The sequence below is a fragment of the Sphingomonas sp. AC522 genome (assembly GCF_979258125.1).
Window position 1 is genome coordinate 3406065 of the sequence record NZ_OZ409836.1, and the last position, 15382, is coordinate 3421446.

Genomic DNA, 15382 nt, shown 5'->3' on the forward strand with positions numbered 1-15382 from the left:
GGGGGAGGAAAATTACTGAGCGGGCTTCCGATACGGCGTAAACGCCCCCAGCCGGCACCGCGGACCCGGAATCGAAGACCCCATCTCGCGCGCATAGAACATGTCGTTGCGGCACAGCTGCGAGCCGTGAATCTCCACCACTAGAGTATCGCCCGGATCGAGCCCGGGGCAGCTCGTCTCCAGATCGTTGCGCCAGACCCGGCCCGCCTCGCGATAGATCAACGTACGCCCATCAACGATCTGCGGACCGCTCGTCGTGCTCGCGCTGATGCAATCCTGCGGCGCCCCCGCGACGCGCCCCTTGATCGCATCCGCCAACTCGCGCGCCGCGCGCTCCTGCGAGCCATAACTGCCGCGATCCTCCGCGCCGGTAACGCATCCCGCGAGCGCCAGCGCGCCCATCAACACCATCGTCCGCATCGCCGCTCTCCTCATTTGGTGTAGGGCACGAAATCGCCCAGCGAGCAGGATCCGGTCACCATCCCGCCGATACGCGCGCGGGTCTCGACGATGTCGCCCGAGCAATAATCGCGGCCTAGCGAACGCGTCACCGCAATGTCGCCGTGCGCCAGCCCGTTGCAACTGCCCACGGTTCGATTGCGCCAGAGCTTGCTGCGCCCCGCCACATAGAGGATCTCGCCATCGAACCCGCGCAGCTCGCTCACCCGGTCGCGCGAGACGCAGCGCTGCGGCGCGCCTGGCTGCAGCCCCTTCAGCGCGCGATCGAGCCGCGCCTGTTGCGAGCGGCTGCCGTTCTGTTCGGTGGCGGAAGTGGCAGTGGTGCAAAGGCCGGCCAGCACCAGCGCGGAAAGGGCAAAACGGATCATTCAAATCTCCTCATGCCCCACGCGCATCATAACGCACTCAGCCGCGAAAAGCATCCTTCGCCGCGCGTCTTTCCGCGAGAATTTCCGGGCTCGCCGCGCGCATGAAGGGATTGGTCGCCAGTTCCTGGCCAATTGTTGTCGGCACCGTCGCTTCGCCCGCCAGGCGTGCCGCATCGACCGTAGCCATCCGCGCGGCGATCGCCGCATTCTCGGGCTCGGCGACGAGCGCATAGCGCCCGTTCGATTGGGTATATTCATGCGCGCAGTAAACCCGCGTCTCCGCGGGCAGCGTCGCCAGGCGCTGCATATTGGCGAACATCTGTTCGGCGGTTCCTTCGAACAGACGCCCGCATCCCATCGCGAACAGCGTGTCGCCCACGAACGCCACGCCGTCCCCGGCGAAATGATAGGCGATATGCCCGGCCGTGTGCGCCGGCACTTCCATCACGGTCGCGGCATGCGCGCCCAGCCAAACCTCGTCGCCTTCCTTCACGAGCTTGTCCGCAGTCGGAATCCGCGCCGCCTCGCCCGCGGGCGCAATTACTTCGCAACCGGTCGCCGCCTTGATTCCGGCATTGCCGCCGGTGTGATCGGGATGCCAATGCGTGTTCCAGATCGCCGTTATCGACCAGCCGCGCGCGTCCGCCTCGGCCAGCACCGGCTCCGCGACTGCCGGATCGACCACTATCGTCTCGGCGCTGTCGGGGTCGTGGACCAGCCAGATATAATTGTCGCTCAGCGCCGGGATGCGGATGATTTCGAGGTTCGCCACTTCAATTCTCCAGCAATGCCACCGCTTCGGACACCAGCAAGCGCGTCAATTGCTCCGCGCCCATATCTCTAACCCGCGCCGCCCCGGCCCCAGCCCATAGCGGCGAATAATCGCCACGCCCCTCGGCCTCCGCTTTAACGCGCAACGCGGCGAGCGCGTTCGAGGCATAGGGAAATGCCGGCGCTTCCACACGAAACTCGCCAAGCTCGCGCATCAGCCGGTTGCGAATTCCCCGCGCCTCGCGTCCCGAAAACAGATTTGTGAACGCGGCGTCGCCTGCCGCCGGAGTGCCGAGCAATGCGCGGAACGGCGCCGAAATCAGGCTCTCGGGCGTCGCCAGATAGGCTGTGCCGATCTGCACTCCGCTGGCCCCCGCGCTGAGCGCCTGGGCGATCCCCGCGCTATCGACGATCCCGCCTGCGGCGAGCACCGGTACGTCCAGCCGCTCGGCAAGCAGCGATGCCAGCGGCGTCGGACAATGCCCCTCGAGAAACCAGCCCGCATGTCCGCCCGCTTCGGCGCCTTGCGCGATCACCGCGTCGCAGCGGTTCGCGAGCCAGCGCATCTCTGCCACTGTCGTTGCGTTGCCGAAAATCTTCGCCCCGCTCGCCCGAATCCGCGCCAGCAATTGCGCATCAGGAAGCCCGAAATGAAAGCTCACGGCCTCGGGCCGAATCTCGTTGACCACCGCACACATCGCCACGTCGAACGGCCGGCGCAGCGGAGGCGCAGGCCCCGCCGCCATATCTTCCTCGGTATAATAAGGGGCCAGCAGCGCGCGCCACCCGGTCTCGTCCGGGGCAGGATCGGGCATCGCGTGGCAGAAGAAATTGAGGTTGAGCGGCCCCTCCGCGTGCGCGCGGACTTCGGCGACTTGCCCGCGCAGCTGATCGGGCGTCAGCATCGCGCAGGGCAGCGAGCCGACGGCCCCGCCGCGCATTGCCGCAACGGCGAGCGCAACCCCGCCTGCCCCTGCCATCGGCGCCTGGACGATCGGAGCCTTCGCTCCAAGATCGGCCAGGAACCGCTTCACCATTCGCCGGTGTTCGGCATCGAAGCCCAGGGCTCCTGCGGGGGCAGATTGCCTTCCTGGAGCAATTCGATCGAGATATTGTCGGGCGTGCGGACGAACGCCATGTGCCCGTCGCGCGGCGGACGGTTGATCGTCACGCCGGCATCCATAAGCCGCTGGCAGGTCTCATAGATATTGTCGACGCGATAGGCGAGATGCCCGAAATTGCGCCCGCCCGAATATTCCTGCGGGTCCCAATTATGCGTCAGCTCGACCTGCGCACCCTCGTCCCCCGGCGCGGCGAGGAAGATCAGGGTGAACCGCCCCTTCTCGCTGTCCATGCGCTTGACCTCTTTGAGGCCGAGCAATTCGAAGAACTCGACCGTCGCCTTGGGATCGGTCACGCGGATCATGGTGTGGAGATATTTCATGGGGTGGAGATAGGCGCCTGACGCCGCCGCACAACCCATTCCTTCCTCGCGCAGCGTTGGGAGGAAAACGGGCTTACTTCTCCGCCACCCCGAACTGCTCCAGCGCCTTGCGCGCGCTCTCCGCCAGGGGGCTCCCGGGAGACAGTTCGATCACGCGCCCCCAAGCCGTCCGCGCATTGGCCTCGTCGCCCGCCGCCGCGGCCACATTGCCCGCTTCGAACTGCACCATCGGATCGTCGCCCGAGCGTCGCAGCGCCTCGGCGATGTCGCTCGCCGCGCGCTTGAGATCGCCTTCGCGCCGCGCCAGCGTTGCCGAGAGCAGCCAGGCGAGCGGGTCCGCCTTCGCATCCACCAGCGCCTTGTCGATATCGCTGCGCGCACCTTCCAAGTCGCCTGCCGCCACCAGCGCCCGCGCCCGATCGAGATGCGCCTCGCCAAGCGCTAGCCCTGTCAGGCTCGCCGTCGCCAGCGCCGCATCGAATCCCGCACGCGCGCGCGCCGGATTGCCCGCCGCCAGCCAGGCATTGCCCGATTGCACCCAATAATCCGCGGCTTTGGCGCTCTTCGCCAGCTCTGCCTCATGCGCTGCGTCGGCAAAGGCCTCGGCCGCTGAATCCCAGCGCTTCTGGTTGGCATAGGCCACGCCCAAACATTGCCGCGCCAGCGCGCCGCCACCCTCGCCGCGCCACTTGATCGCGTTCGCCTGCCCCGCCGAAGGATCGCCGGTGGCCAAGTCCATGCATTCGGCAAAGCGTGGCGGTTCGGCCGCGGGAACTTCCTGCGCGGTCAGGAGGAGGAAGGGGAAGAACATAGGGCAATCACATCCTCGAGCGCTCGGACGATCAGCGCGAGATCCTGGTCGCGCGAAAGCCGGTGGTCGCCGTCCTTGACCAGCACAGTCTGCACTGCGTCTGAACGAAACAATTCGGCCAAGGCGCCGGCGCGCTGCCACGGCACGTCGGGATCCTTCTGCCCCTGCAGCAGCCGCACCGGCCCCGTGAATTCGATCGGCCGCACCATCATCCGGTTCGCCTCTCCGGCCGCCCAGAAAGCCCGCGTCGTCACCCGCGGCTGGTCCGAATATTCCGAACGCTGCTCAAGCCGTCCTTCCTGGAGCAGCTTGAGCTTCTGCTCCATCGTGAAGCCCCAATCGGTGAAGTCCGGCGCCGCGGCGATCCCGACCATGCCCACCACGCGATCGGGCCGTTCCTTCGCCGCGAGCAGCATCACCCAGCCGCCCATCGACGAGCCGACCAGCACCACTGGCCCATCGACACTATCGATCATCCGCACCGCATCATCGCGCCAGGTGACGAGGGTCTCGTCTTCGAAATTGCCCTCGCTCTCCCCGCACCCGGCATAATCGAAGCGCAGGAAAGCCTGCCCCCGCGCCTTGGCCCAGGCCTCGAGATGCAGCGCCTTGCTGCCCTCCATGTCCGAGCCGTAGCCGCACAGGAAGATGACGGTCGGGGAAGTGCCGGGCGTATGGCGATAAGCGAGCTTCGGACGTTCGGGGGAATCAGTCATCCGGCTCGCCTAGCTCACTTTTCCTCCCTCGCGAAGCGGGGGAGGAGTGCCCTCACGAAATCGCACACACCGTCGGATCGCCGCTCTCCAGCCCCTTGCGCAATGCCGCCATCCGTTGCGCCGAAGTGCCGTGCGTGAAGCTCTCCGGCCGCACGCCGCCCTGCGATCCCTGCTGCAGCGTATCGTCGCCGATCGCATTGGCCGCGGTCATGCCTTCCTCGATATCGCCGCCTTCCAGCCGCTCGCGGTTGCGCCCGAAGAACACGCCGGCAAAGCAGTCCGCCTGCAATTCGAGCCCGACCGAGAGCCGGTTGGATTCGGCCTCGCCCGCCCGCGCCTGTGCCCGCGAAACCTCACCCGAAGTGCCGAGCAGATTCTGGATATGGTGCCCCATTTCGTGCGCGACGACATAGATGCGCGCCGCATCGCCGCTCGCCTTGAATTGCTGGTCGAGTTCCTGGAAGAATGCCGTGTCGAGGTACACGCCATTATCCGCCGGGCAATAGAATGGCCCAACCGCGGACGACGCCGCGCCGCAGCCCGATTGGACATTGCCGGTGAAGAAATTGATCGTCGCGGGCGAATAGGTCTCGCCGGCTTCCTTGAAGATCTGTCCCCAGGTCTTGTCGGCCAGCGCCATTACCCGACACGATTCGAGCCGCGCCTCGGTGCCGCACGCTGCCGTTCCGCCGGCCGGCCCCGCGCCGCCCGAGCCCTGCGCCACCTGACTCGTCGGTGCGGTGCCCGTATCGACCCCGCCGCCGCCGAACATTCCGAACACCGCCATGCCGCCCAGGATCACCACCATCAGCAGGCAGCCGATTTTGCGTCCGAAGATCATCGGCAGGAAGAACAGCAGGCCCATGATCCCGCCGCCGCCGCCGCCCCCGCCGCCGAAGCCGCGGTCGCGCGCATTGCTGGTCGGGTCGATATCGTCGAGACGCATGGCCATCCCCTTTTCGTTGGCTGACCGCAACAATGCCCCAAAGCACGAAGCGTTGCACGCGCCGCGGCGTTGCGCCTAGGAGGGGCCGTCATTCCGCTCGAAAGGCCCATATATGTTCCTTGCCGGCAAGTCCGCGATCATCACCGGTTCCACTTCGGGCATTGGCCTGGCCTATGCCAAGGCGCTGGCTGCGGAAGGCTGCGCAGTGATGATCAACGGCTTCGGCGACGCGGACGCCATCGAAGCCGAGCGCGCCGCCCTCGAGGCGCTGAGCGGCGCCAAGGCGCTCTATGACGGCGCCGACATGTCCAAGCCCGATCAAATCGCGGCGATGGCCGGGCGCGCGCAGGCCGAACTGGGCGGCGCTGACATTGTCATATCCAATGCCGGCATTCAGCATGTCGCCCCGGTCGACGAATTCCCGCCCGAGAAATGGGACGCGATCATCGCGATCAACCTGACCTCGACCTTTCACCTCATGCGCGCGACGATCCCGGCAATGAAGGCCCGGAAGTGGGGCCGGATCATCACCACCGCGAGCGCGCACAGCCTCGTCGCCAGCCCCAACAAATCGGCCTATGTCGCCGCCAAGCACGGCATCGCCGGCCTCACCAAGAGTGTTGCGCTGGAGACCGCCACCCACGGCATCACCGTCAATTGCATCTCACCCGGCTATGTCTGGACGCCTTTGGTCGAGGGCCAGATCCCCGACACGATGAAGGCCCGCGGCCTCACGCGCGAGCAGGTGATGAACGACGTGCTTCTCGCGGCCCAGCCAACCAAGCAATTCGTCCATCCGGAACAAGTAGCCGCGCTCGCGCTATTCCTCTGCCGGGACGAAGCGGCGTCGATCACTGGCGCCAATTATTCGATGGACGGCGGCTGGACCGCCGCCTGATGGAGCGCATGCGCATGAAGGGCCTGACCACTGCCGCGGCGATCGCGCTGAGCCTGACCGGTTGCAACGTCTATCGCGACGCCACTTCGGCCAAGCCCGACATCACCCAGCCCTGGCGCGGCATCGCCACCGATGCCGATCGCGAGCGCCTGCGCAATTGGCACAAGGCCTGGGACGAGGCCCTTCCGCTCGCCAAGGCCGCCGATGCCGCCGCGATCGCCGCCGATCCTTTGCTGTTCGATCCCGACCGCGCCCTCGCCGAGGGCGCCCTGCCCCCCGGCCAATATCGCTGCCGCACGATCAAGCTCGGCGCCTCGGGCACGGCGATGCGCGATTACACTGCCTATCCCGCATTCGACTGCGAAGTCACCGACGAAGGCGAAGTCGATGGCTTCCACAAGCTCAACGGCTCCCAGCGCCCCGCGGGGCTGCTCTTCACCGAAAACGACGCCCGCACGATCTTCCTCGGCACTCTCGTCCTCGGCGACGAAACCTCCCCCCTGCGCTACGGCCTCGACGCCCAGCGCGACATGATCGGCTATGTCGACCGCATCGGCGAAAAGCGTTGGCGCCTGGTCCTCCCCTGGCCGCACTTCGAATCAAAGCTCGACATCATCGAGCTAGTGCCGAACTGATCCCCATTCCTCCCTCGCGAAGCGGGGTAGGTGGCACGCGAAGCGTGACGGAGGGGCCTCGCCGCGAGCGCAAACCCAAGTTACACTCCCCCAAAACCAAGGGGACCCCAAGAAATGCGCGCCGCCCTCCTAGCCACCGCCACCCTACTCCTCGCCACCCCCGCGACCGCCGACCCAATCCACGACGCCACGCAAAAAGCCCTCCCCGCGCTCATGGCGCATTACCGCGATTTCCACGCCAACCCCGAACTCAGCCTCCACGAGACCGCCACCGCCGCCAAGCTCGCAGCCGAAGCCCGCAAGGCCGGCTATGAAGTCACCGAAAAAATCGGCGGCACCGGCGTGGTAGCCATCCTCCGCAACGGCCCCGGCCCCGTCCTCCTGATCCGCGCCGATATGGACGGGCTCCCGGTGATCGAGCAGACCGGCCTCCCCTTCGCCTCCAAGGTCCGCGCCACCACCGACGAAGGCCTTGAGACCGGCGTGATGCACGCCTGCGGCCACGACACCCACATGGCGAGCTGGATCGGCACGCTGCAAAATCTCGCGGCGTTGAAGAGCCAGTGGAAGGGCACGGTCGTGATGATCGCCCAGCCCGCCGAGGAGCGCGGCATGGGCGCCAAGGCGATGATCGAGGACGGGCTGTTCACGCGCTTCCCCCGCCCGCAATTCGCGCTCGCCTTCCATGACAGCGCGATGCAGCCCGCGGGCCAGATCGGCGTGACTTCGGGCTATGCCCTCGCCAATGTCGACAGCGTCGATTTGCTGGTGAAGGGCGTTGGCGGCCATGGCGCCTATCCGCAGACCACCAAGGATCCGATCGTCCTTGCCGCGCGCATCGTCGGCACGCTGCAAACCCTCGTCAGCCGCGAAATCGATCCCCAGGCCTCGGCCGTGGTCACTGTCGGCAGCATCCAGGGCGGCTCGAAGCACAATATCATCGGCAGCGAAGTCACCATGCTGCTCACCGTGCGCAGTTTCTCGCCCGAAATGCGCAAGTTCCTGCTCGACGGCATCGCCCGCATCGCCAAGGGGGAAGCCATCGCCGCGGGCATGCCCGAAGACCGAATGCCGGTGATGACGGTAAAGGGCGAATTCACCCCCAGCACCTTCAACACGCCCCCGCTCGCCGCGCGAATGCAGGCGCTATGGACGCCCCGTTTCGGCAAGGACCGCGTCGTCACTACCCCCGCAGTGATGGGCGGCGAGGATTTCGGCCGCTTCTATCTCGCCGACAACAAGATTGAGAGTCTGATCTTCTGGGTCGGCGGCGTGCCCCAGGCCAAATGGAACGCCGCGCAAAAGGGTGGCCCCGCCCTGCCCTCGCTCCACAGCGCCTATTGGGCGCCCGATGCCGAGAAAGTCATCGCCACCGCGACCGAGGCGATGACCGCCGCGGCGCTCGATATCCTCAAGCGCTGAGGGCGCCATGGCCATCCAATACAAGACGCCGGGCGTCTACATCCAGGAACCCAGCTGCTTCCCGCCCTCGATCATCGGGGTCGAGACCGCCGTGCCCTGCTTCATCGGCTACACCGAGAAGTCCGTGGATACGGACGACCGCGGTCTCCACGGCATGCCGCGCCGGATCGGTTCGATGACCGAATATGTGCAGCTGTTCGGAGGCCGCTATCTCAGAAAATACTATCTGGCGGGCACAGTCGAAGACGTGGGTGGCCAAGATCGAAACTGGGGCCAGGTCTCGATCGACGGGCTGAACAGCTACAATCTGGCCGAGGCGGGCGGCGTCCGCTTCAATCTCTATGACAGCGTCCGCCTGTTCTACGCCAATGGCGGCGGAACATGCTACATCATCTCGATCGGCAATTACGACGAGGCGATCGGCAAGGCCGCGCTGCTCGAAGGCATCGCGGCATGTGCCGGTTTCCTTGGGCCAACCATGGTCGCGATCCCCGACGCCGTGCTGCTGCCCGACGACGATGCGGCGCAGGTCAACGTCGCGATGCTCGGCATGTGCCGCGATGCCGGCGATCGCATGGCGCTGATCGACATATGGGGCGTGGAGGAGCTGACCGGCAGCCAATGGGAAAGCGCGATCCCTGCATTCCGCGCCGGCATCTCCGCCGCCGGGCCAGAGAGCATGAAGTTCGGCGCGGCCTATTTCCCGCCGCTGGTGACGTCGGTGGTCGCTCCCGAAGAGATTCAGGTCACCAGTTTCGTGACCGCGGATGCCGGCAAGCTGGCCACGCTCAAGCGCGCCTTCGAACTGGCACTTGCCGTGGACTATTCCCCCGATCAAGGCATGGATGGCGCGCTCAACGACAAGGGCAAGCAGCTCTATGCGGACTATGTCGACAAGATCGGCACCAGCGTCGCGCCACCGGATCGTAAATTGCCCGACGCCACTGTGCTTACCCATGTCCGGCTCACCCAGGCGCTCGCCGCCGCGGTGCCAGGTTTCGCGAAGCTGCGCGCCGCGATTGCCGCGACCCAGAGCGTGCTTCCGCCAAGCGGCGCGATGGCGGGCGTGTGGACCACCAACGATGCCGTGCGCGGCGTGTGGAACGCGCCCGCCAATGTCGGCATTACCGGGCTGATCCAGCCCAGGCTGGCGATCAATGGAGCGCAGCAGGACGATCTGAACGTTCCCGCAGACGGCCTGGCGGTCAACGCCATCCGCACCTTCCCGGGCCGTGGCACCCTGGTCTGGAGCGCCCGTACGCTCGACGCCAACAGCAGCGATTGGCGCTACATCCAGGTGCGCCGCACGACGATCTATGTCGAGCAATCGGTGAAGATTGCGCTCGAGACGATGGTCTTCAAGCCCAACACTGCGCAGACCTGGGTCACGGCAACCTCGATGATCGAGAGCTTCCTGCACAATCTATGGGCCGCGGGCGGGCTGATGGGTGCGTCCCCGGCCGAAGCCTTCACTGTCCAAACCGGCCTCGGCAGCACGATGACCCCCGACGACGTGCTCAATGGCGTGATGCGCGTCCAGATCATGCTCCAGATGGTCCATCCCGCCGAATTCATCACGCTCAGCTTCGAGGAGCAGATGTTAGGCGGCACGTAGCGATACTGGCCCTGTGCTCACCCGCCGTGTATCGCCTCGCCGATGAAGGCACTCGCCGACCCAAATAACGCCCTCGCCCGCGGCCTCGCGGCGATCCGCCTCAAATTCCAGGTGCCTGCCGGCTTCCCGCCCGAAGTCCTCGCGGCCGCAGATCAAGCCGCCAAGCGCGCACCCACCGGGCACGCCGATCGCACCGCGCTCCCCTTCGTCACGCTCGATCCCGCGACTTCCACCGATCTCGACCAGGCTTTCCACATCGAGACCGCAGGCGCGGACATCCTGCTCCATTACGCGATTGCCGATGTCGCCTGGTTCGTCGAGGATGGCGGCGTCATCGATCAGGAAGCATGGCGCCGCGGCACCACGCTCTATTTGCCCGATGGCAAAGCCGGCCTCTACCCAAAGGCACTCAGCGAAGGCGCCGCCAGCCTCCTGCCCACCGGCGATCGGCCCGCAATAATCTTCACGATCCGCGTCGCGCCGGAGGGTGATGTCCGCCTCGATGGCGCGGAGCGCGCATTGATCCGCAGCCGTTCCAAGCTTGCTTATGACGCAGTTACCGACGCCGACCTGCCCGCGGGCTTCCCCGAGCTCGCCCGCCGCATCCACACCGCCGAAGCCCGCCGCGGCGCCGTCCGCGTCGATCCGCCCGAGCAGCAGGTTGAAAAGCTCGCCGATGGCTATGCGCTGACCTTCCGCCCGCGCCTCGCCTCGGAGGAAAACAACGCCGCGCTGTCGCTCGCCTGCAATCTCGCAGTCGCCGACGCGCTTCTCGCCCACCATACCGGACTGTTCCGCGTCATGGCTGCGCCCGACGAAGCCGCCATCCAGCGCCTGCGCCACACCGCGCGCGCCTTCCGCATGGATTGGCCGCACTCCATGCCGCTCAAGGAATATGAGCGCAGCCTCAAGCCCGGCGATCCGGTCGAAGCCGCGTTCATGCTCGCGATCCGCCGCGCCGGCCAGGGCGCGTCCTACACCCCCTATGCCCCCGACGAGACTCCGTGGCACGCCGCGATGGCCGCGACCTACGCGCACGCCACCGCGCCCCTGCGACGCCTCGCGGACCGCTATGTTGTCCAGGCCACGCTCGCCATCGCCAATGGCCAGCCGGTCCCCGCGCAAGTCGAGCAAGCCTTCGCCAAGCTCCCGCCGGTGATGGCCCGCGCCGATCAACTCGCCGGCCGCGTGGATCGCGCCGTGATCGACCTGGCCGAAGCCGTGATGCTTCAGGATTGCATCGGCAAAACCTTCACCGCCATCGTAACCGACGCCACCGACCGCGGCACCCGCGTCCAGCTCCGCGACTTGCCCGTCGTCGCCAACCTCACTGCCAAGGGCGCGCCCGGCGACAAGCTCGAGCTGAAGCTGACCGCTGCCGATCCCGAGACGGGGACCATCGCCTTCGCCTGACCCCTTGGCGAAGCCCCTGCGTCTCCCCACCTCGCTGTCAGCAACGGGGGGTGGATCTGCATGGCACTGATCGTCACGTTTCTCGGCTTGCTGGCGGCAATGGTCCACGCCCCCGATACGCCCGCTGGCCGCTTCCTCCACCGCGCGCTGGTCGCGCTGCCCGCCAGGGGTCTCGCGCATATCTCGCGTGGCAATGCCATCGTCGCGGTCGGCGTCGTCGCCGCCCTCGCCGGCACCTTCTGGTTGATCGACGAGGAATTGGCGCTGGTCATGACGCTGATGGCGCCCGAGGCACTGGCCTATATCGCGATGTTCGAGATCGGCACTTTGGTCGACATATTCGTCGCCGTGACTCTCGCCGGCACGTCGCTGCGCTTCTCGCGCTTGACCGCCGCCCTGCGGGGCTTCCGCCGCCCTGGCGCGCCGCGCGCGCGCCGGCCGCGTCGTGTCGAGCGCCCCGCCGCCAATGACGACGAGGATCGAAGGTTCGGGCTCGCCGCCTGACCGCCTAGTTGCTCGACTTCCCGTATTTCAGCACCCAGCGCAGGCCCTCTTCGAAGGTCGCGAACTTCATCTCCTGCCCTTCGGGGCATGCATAATCGACCAGATCGACCTTGCAGGCCTCGGGCTTCTGCGCGTCGGGCGCATTGTTCGCCAGCGTGTTCGCGTCGTGCAACGCTGCGTCGAAGCGCCCCAGATGCTGTCCCGCTACGACATAAGCCGCGCACGGCGAATTGCGCTCCGGGCTATTCTGGTCGGCGCACAAGGCCCGCATTTCCTTCGCATAATCCTCCCAAAAGGGTGCGAAGCGCGCCTCGGACGAGACATCGACCAGTTCGCCGCCCCGGACATTGTACAGTATCGGCGGGCTGAAGCTCCCGGCTCCGGAAGCGAATTGATAGCGTAAGCGATCGTCCTGCCGCTGGAAATCGACCACGCCGTCCTTGTCGATATCCTCGGGAAAACGCTCGGTGCCGCTGCCATCGATGCTTTCGAAGGTCAGCGTCTTGAGCGTGCCGTTCCACGGCGTCACCAGCGTCAGCGTCGCGCAGCAATGCGCCCCGCCGGTAAAGCCCTGGAGCAGCACTGAGGCGGCGGGGTCGGACGCGGCCAGCTTGCCGATCCCCACCCAGCGGTCAAAGACCGGGTTCGCGGCCGCATCCTCGGTGACCACCAGTACTGGATAGCCTGGGATCCTGATCGCCGCTGAAGCCTTGATCATGCCCTCGCCGTCCGAAATCGGGCTCAGCGTCACTTCGGTGCCGCCGGCGGCGATCTTGGCTGGCCGGGGGGCCGTTTCGAAATTCACGGCCTTGAATGTCTGCGCCATGGCCGGTGCCCCCGCCGACAGGCCCAGTGCCGCAACCACGCCCGCGCACGCGCGCACCCAATTCCATCCGATCGTCATGCTTAGCGCCCCTTCGTATCAGCAACCCTGTCTAAGGCTCTGCCCGAAAGAGACAATCGCTAACCGATCGGCGCCAGATCCACTGCATCCTCGCGCTTCTCCGGCCGGATATAGATCGAGCTCAGCACCGGCAGCTTGGCCTTCAGCTTCCCCTCGATCCGCTCGATCAGCGTCTCGGCCTCGCCCATCGCCAGCGTGTCGGCAAAGTCGGCGCTGATCGCGACGAACACGCGGTCGGGCGCGGTGTGCACAGTGCGGACATGGTTCACATGCGTGATCGCCGCCTCGGCATCGAGCGTGGCGCGGATTTCGGCGATCATGCCGGGGTCGGCCCGCTCGCCGATCAGCAGCCCCTTGGCCTCGCGCGCCAGCAGCAGCGCCACGGCCGCCAGGATCACGCCGATCACAATCGACGCCGCGCCGTCGATCCGCGGATCGTCCCAGGCGTGGCTCGCCCAGATGCCGATCCCTGCGACCACCAGGCCGGCCAGCGCCGCCGAATCCTCGAACAGCACGATGAACCCGGTGGGATCCTTCGATTCACGCACGGCTTCCCACCAGCCCATCTGGCCCTTGCCCGCGGCAAATTCCTTGAGCGCGATGCCCCAGCTCGTCCCCTCCAGCGCGATCGCGACGGCAAGCACGATATAATTGATCGTCGGATCGTGGAGCGGCTCGGGCGCGGCGATATGCTGCCAGCCCTCATAGACCGATATGCCCGCGCCCAGCCCGAAGATCAGGATCGCGACGACGAACGCCCAGAAATAGAGCTCGCGGCCATAGCCGAAGGGATGCAGCGCATCGGGCGCCCGCCGCGCGCGTTTCTGCCCGTAGAGCAGCAACGCCTGGTTGCCGCTGTCGACCAGCGAGTGGACGCCCTCGGTGAGCATCGAGGACGAACCGGTGATCGCCGCCGCGACGAACTTCGCGACGGCGATCCCCAGATTGGCGGCAAGCGCCGCATACAGAACCAGATTGGCGCGCCAGCCGCCGGCCGGAGACGCCTGCACGCGAGCTTATCCCAGGCCGATCTTGTTGAGCACGCGCTCGACCAGGCCCGGCTCTTCGGTCTTGCCTGCGGCGAGCCGCTCTTCCTTCTTGGGGTCGAAGCCGCTGCTCTCCGGCAGCGTGCCACCGCCACCATGGCTGTGCACCGGCTGGGTGGAGGCCGGCGGGTCCGAAGCGTCCATCGATTCGTCGAGCCCGCGGTCGAGCCGCGCTTCCTTGCTCTCGGGATTGCGCTCGAGCCGCTCGGCGATCGATGCATCGGTGCCGGCATCTGCCGAGCCCACCGGCGCGGGCTTCTCACTCTCGGGGCCCGGTGCCACCGACATCCTGTCCATCGCCGGGTCGATCGGGTTCGAATTCATCATGCACTCTCCTGAGCGTTGCCCTGCTGTAACGACTTCCCCGCGATTCGCGTTCCGCCGGAAAAAGCGCGGGCGCCCGAAAAGCAAACGGCCCGGCGATTATGCATCGCCGGGCCGCTTTTTGCGCCTGTGTCCGAAGACTAGTTCCGCGAGCTGCCGAACAGCCGCAACAGGAACAGGAACATGTTGATGAAGTCGAGATAGAGGTTCAGCGCCCCCATGATCACGACCTTGCCCTGCATCTCGGTGCCCGCGACCTGATCGTAGATGCTCTTGATCTTCTGCGTGTCATAGGCGGTCAGCCCCGCGAAGATCAGCACGCCGGCCACGCTGATGACGAAATCCATCGCCTGCGAGCGGAAGAACAGGTTGAGCAGGCTGGCGACGATGATGCCGACCAGGCCCATGATCAGGAAGGTGCCGAAGCCCGACAGGTCCTTCTTGGTGGTGTAGCCCCACAGGCTCAGCCCGGCGAAGCCCGCCGCGGTGGCGAAGAATGCCTGTGCGACCGAAGTGCCGGTATAGCGCAGCAGCACTGTCGACAGCGACAGCCCCATCAGGATCGCGAACGCCCAATAGAGCGTCTGCAGCGTGCCCTGCGACATGCGATTCTGCCCGAAGCTCATCGCAAAGACGATCGCCAGCGGCGAAAGCACGATGATCCACGCCAGCGGGCCGCCCTGTGCGAACACCTGGTACGCCGGCGAAGCCTCGATGGGATCGCCCCATGCGAAGAGCAATGCGACGAGGCCGGTGAGCAGCACGCCCGAGGCCATGTAATTATAAACGGAGAGCATATACGCCCGAAGCCCCGCGTCGCGGGCCTCGGCCTGTACGCCGGCATAGGGCGCGGCGCTCGTCCGGGGATCAGACCAATTTGCCATTCCAAACTCCTTTGCCCGGCAGCACGCCGGTCACCGCCAATATTGCCTTGAGACGGCAGATTTTCAAGCGAAACCGGGGTCAGCCGGCACGCCCTTCTATTCCCCTCCCTGGAAGGGAGGGGCTAGGGGTGGGTGGCGTCCAGGCGATACGAAAAGAGCTGAACACTAGGCCGGAAGTGAAGCGAGCACGCAACCCACCCCCGACCCCTCCCTTTGAGGGAG

At 66.4% G+C, this 15382-nt stretch carries 18 protein-coding genes; 6 read left to right on the forward strand and 12 right to left on the reverse strand.

Features of this window, described 5'->3' with window-relative positions; translation table 11 throughout:
* Positions 1–12 precede the first annotated feature (12 nt).
* The 8 genes from ACZZZM_RS17100 to ypfJ all read right to left on the reverse strand — a co-directional run bounded on the left by ACZZZM_RS17100 (position 13) and on the right by ypfJ (position 5515).
* A complete protein-coding gene (locus ACZZZM_RS17100; RefSeq protein WP_463596275.1) occupies positions 13–420 on the reverse strand; it encodes a hypothetical protein in 408 nt (135 codons plus the stop codon).
* Positions 421–431: 11 nt separating this feature from the next.
* On the reverse strand, positions 432–827 hold the full coding sequence (locus ACZZZM_RS17105; protein WP_463596276.1) for a hypothetical protein: 396 nt from the start codon (positions 825–827) through the stop codon (positions 432–434).
* Between the two features lie 37 nt (positions 828–864).
* On the reverse strand, positions 865–1599 hold the full coding sequence (gene gloB / locus ACZZZM_RS17110; protein WP_463596277.1) for a hydroxyacylglutathione hydrolase: 735 nt from the start codon (positions 1597–1599) through the stop codon (positions 865–867).
* A 1-nt stretch (position 1600) separates the two neighbouring features.
* On the reverse strand, positions 1601–2632 hold the full coding sequence (locus tag ACZZZM_RS17115) for an NAD(P)H-dependent flavin oxidoreductase (protein WP_463596278.1): 1032 nt from the start codon (positions 2630–2632) through the stop codon (positions 1601–1603).
* Complete coding sequence (locus ACZZZM_RS17120) at positions 2629–3042, reverse strand: VOC family protein (protein WP_463596279.1); 414 nt, start codon at positions 3040–3042, stop codon at positions 2629–2631. The genes ACZZZM_RS17115 and ACZZZM_RS17120 overlap by 4 nt, the downstream gene beginning before the upstream one ends.
* Positions 3043–3115: 73 nt before the next feature.
* Positions 3116–3853, reverse strand: a complete 738-nt coding sequence (locus ACZZZM_RS17125) for a tetratricopeptide repeat protein (RefSeq protein WP_463596280.1) — start codon at positions 3851–3853, stop codon at positions 3116–3118.
* Positions 3829–4569, reverse strand: a complete 741-nt coding sequence (locus tag ACZZZM_RS17130) for an alpha/beta hydrolase (protein WP_463596281.1) — start codon at positions 4567–4569, stop codon at positions 3829–3831. The genes ACZZZM_RS17125 and ACZZZM_RS17130 overlap by 25 nt, the downstream gene beginning before the upstream one ends.
* Before the next feature lie 52 nt (positions 4570–4621).
* Positions 4622–5515, reverse strand: a complete 894-nt coding sequence (gene ypfJ, locus ACZZZM_RS17135; RefSeq protein WP_463596282.1) for a KPN_02809 family neutral zinc metallopeptidase — start codon at positions 5513–5515, stop codon at positions 4622–4624.
* A 112-nt stretch (positions 5516–5627) separates the two neighbouring features.
* Between ypfJ and ACZZZM_RS17140 the strand changes: the two genes are divergently transcribed.
* The 6 genes from ACZZZM_RS17140 (at position 5628) to ACZZZM_RS17165 (ending at position 12002) form a co-directional block, all read left to right on the forward strand.
* Positions 5628–6413 carry a 3-hydroxybutyrate dehydrogenase gene (locus ACZZZM_RS17140; RefSeq protein ID WP_463596283.1) on the forward strand — a complete coding sequence of 262 codons (786 nt, stop codon included), beginning with the start codon at positions 5628–5630 and terminating at the stop codon, positions 6411–6413.
* 14 nt (positions 6414–6427) lie between these two features.
* A complete protein-coding gene (locus ACZZZM_RS17145; protein ID WP_463596284.1) occupies positions 6428–7048 on the forward strand; it encodes a DUF4893 domain-containing protein in 621 nt (206 codons plus the stop codon).
* 114 nt (positions 7049–7162) lie between these two features.
* On the forward strand, positions 7163–8470 hold the full coding sequence (locus ACZZZM_RS17150) for an amidohydrolase (RefSeq protein ID WP_463596285.1): 1308 nt from the start codon (positions 7163–7165) through the stop codon (positions 8468–8470).
* Positions 8471–8477: 7 nt separating this feature from the next.
* A complete protein-coding gene (locus tag ACZZZM_RS17155; protein WP_463596286.1) occupies positions 8478–10085 on the forward strand; it encodes a phage tail sheath family protein in 1608 nt (535 codons plus the stop codon).
* A 42-nt stretch (positions 10086–10127) separates the two neighbouring features.
* Positions 10128–11498: an RNB domain-containing ribonuclease gene (locus ACZZZM_RS17160; RefSeq protein WP_463596287.1), complete on the forward strand. Its 1371-nt coding sequence runs from the start codon at positions 10128–10130 to the stop codon at positions 11496–11498.
* 60 nt (positions 11499–11558) lie between these two features.
* Entirely contained in the window at positions 11559–12002 is a 444-nt protein-coding gene (locus ACZZZM_RS17165; RefSeq protein WP_463596288.1) for a hypothetical protein, read from the forward strand.
* 4 nt (positions 12003–12006) lie between these two features.
* Here ACZZZM_RS17165 and ACZZZM_RS17170 read toward each other — a convergent pair whose 3' ends face one another.
* The 4 genes from ACZZZM_RS17170 to ACZZZM_RS17185 form a co-directional block, all read right to left on the reverse strand.
* Positions 12007–12906: a hypothetical protein gene (locus tag ACZZZM_RS17170; RefSeq protein WP_463596289.1), complete on the reverse strand. Its 900-nt coding sequence runs from the start codon at positions 12904–12906 to the stop codon at positions 12007–12009.
* A 59-nt stretch (positions 12907–12965) separates the two neighbouring features.
* Positions 12966–13916, reverse strand: a complete 951-nt coding sequence (locus ACZZZM_RS17175; protein WP_463596290.1) for a cation diffusion facilitator family transporter — start codon at positions 13914–13916, stop codon at positions 12966–12968.
* Positions 13917–13922: 6 nt separating this feature from the next.
* Entirely contained in the window at positions 13923–14279 is a 357-nt protein-coding gene (locus tag ACZZZM_RS17180; RefSeq protein WP_463596291.1) for a hypothetical protein, read from the reverse strand.
* Positions 14280–14416: 137 nt separating this feature from the next.
* Positions 14417–15160 carry a Bax inhibitor-1/YccA family protein gene (locus tag ACZZZM_RS17185; protein WP_463596292.1) on the reverse strand — a complete coding sequence of 248 codons (744 nt, stop codon included), beginning with the start codon at positions 15158–15160 and terminating at the stop codon, positions 14417–14419.
* Positions 15161–15382: the final 222 nt, after the last annotated feature.

Coding starts and splice junctions, on each gene's coding strand:
- ACZZZM_RS17125 (WP_463596280.1), bottom strand. CDS start 3,853: ATGTTCTTCCCCTTCCTCCTCCTGACCGCGCAGGAAGTTCCCGCGGCC.
- ACZZZM_RS17160 (WP_463596287.1), top strand. CDS start 10,128: ATGAAGGCACTCGCCGACCCAAATAACGCCCTCGCCCGCGGCCTCGCG.
- ACZZZM_RS17145 (WP_463596284.1), top strand. CDS start 6,428: ATGAAGGGCCTGACCACTGCCGCGGCGATCGCGCTGAGCCTGACCGGT.
- ACZZZM_RS17185 (WP_463596292.1), bottom strand. CDS start 15,160: ATGGCAAATTGGTCTGATCCCCGGACGAGCGCCGCGCCCTATGCCGGC.
- ypfJ (WP_463596282.1), bottom strand. CDS start 5,515: ATGCGTCTCGACGATATCGACCCGACCAGCAATGCGCGCGACCGCGGC.
- ACZZZM_RS17155 (WP_463596286.1), top strand. CDS start 8,478: ATGGCCATCCAATACAAGACGCCGGGCGTCTACATCCAGGAACCCAGC.
- ACZZZM_RS17105 (WP_463596276.1), bottom strand. CDS start 827: ATGATCCGTTTTGCCCTTTCCGCGCTGGTGCTGGCCGGCCTTTGCACC.
- ACZZZM_RS17150 (WP_463596285.1), top strand. CDS start 7,163: ATGCGCGCCGCCCTCCTAGCCACCGCCACCCTACTCCTCGCCACCCCC.
- ACZZZM_RS17130 (WP_463596281.1), bottom strand. CDS start 4,569: ATGACTGATTCCCCCGAACGTCCGAAGCTCGCTTATCGCCATACGCCC.
- ACZZZM_RS17120 (WP_463596279.1), bottom strand. CDS start 3,042: ATGAAATATCTCCACACCATGATCCGCGTGACCGATCCCAAGGCGACG.
- ACZZZM_RS17180 (WP_463596291.1), bottom strand. CDS start 14,279: ATGATGAATTCGAACCCGATCGACCCGGCGATGGACAGGATGTCGGTG.
- ACZZZM_RS17140 (WP_463596283.1), top strand. CDS start 5,628: ATGTTCCTTGCCGGCAAGTCCGCGATCATCACCGGTTCCACTTCGGGC.
- ACZZZM_RS17170 (WP_463596289.1), bottom strand. CDS start 12,906: ATGACGATCGGATGGAATTGGGTGCGCGCGTGCGCGGGCGTGGTTGCG.
- ACZZZM_RS17165 (WP_463596288.1), top strand. CDS start 11,559: ATGGCACTGATCGTCACGTTTCTCGGCTTGCTGGCGGCAATGGTCCAC.
- ACZZZM_RS17100 (WP_463596275.1), bottom strand. CDS start 420: ATGCGGACGATGGTGTTGATGGGCGCGCTGGCGCTCGCGGGATGCGTT.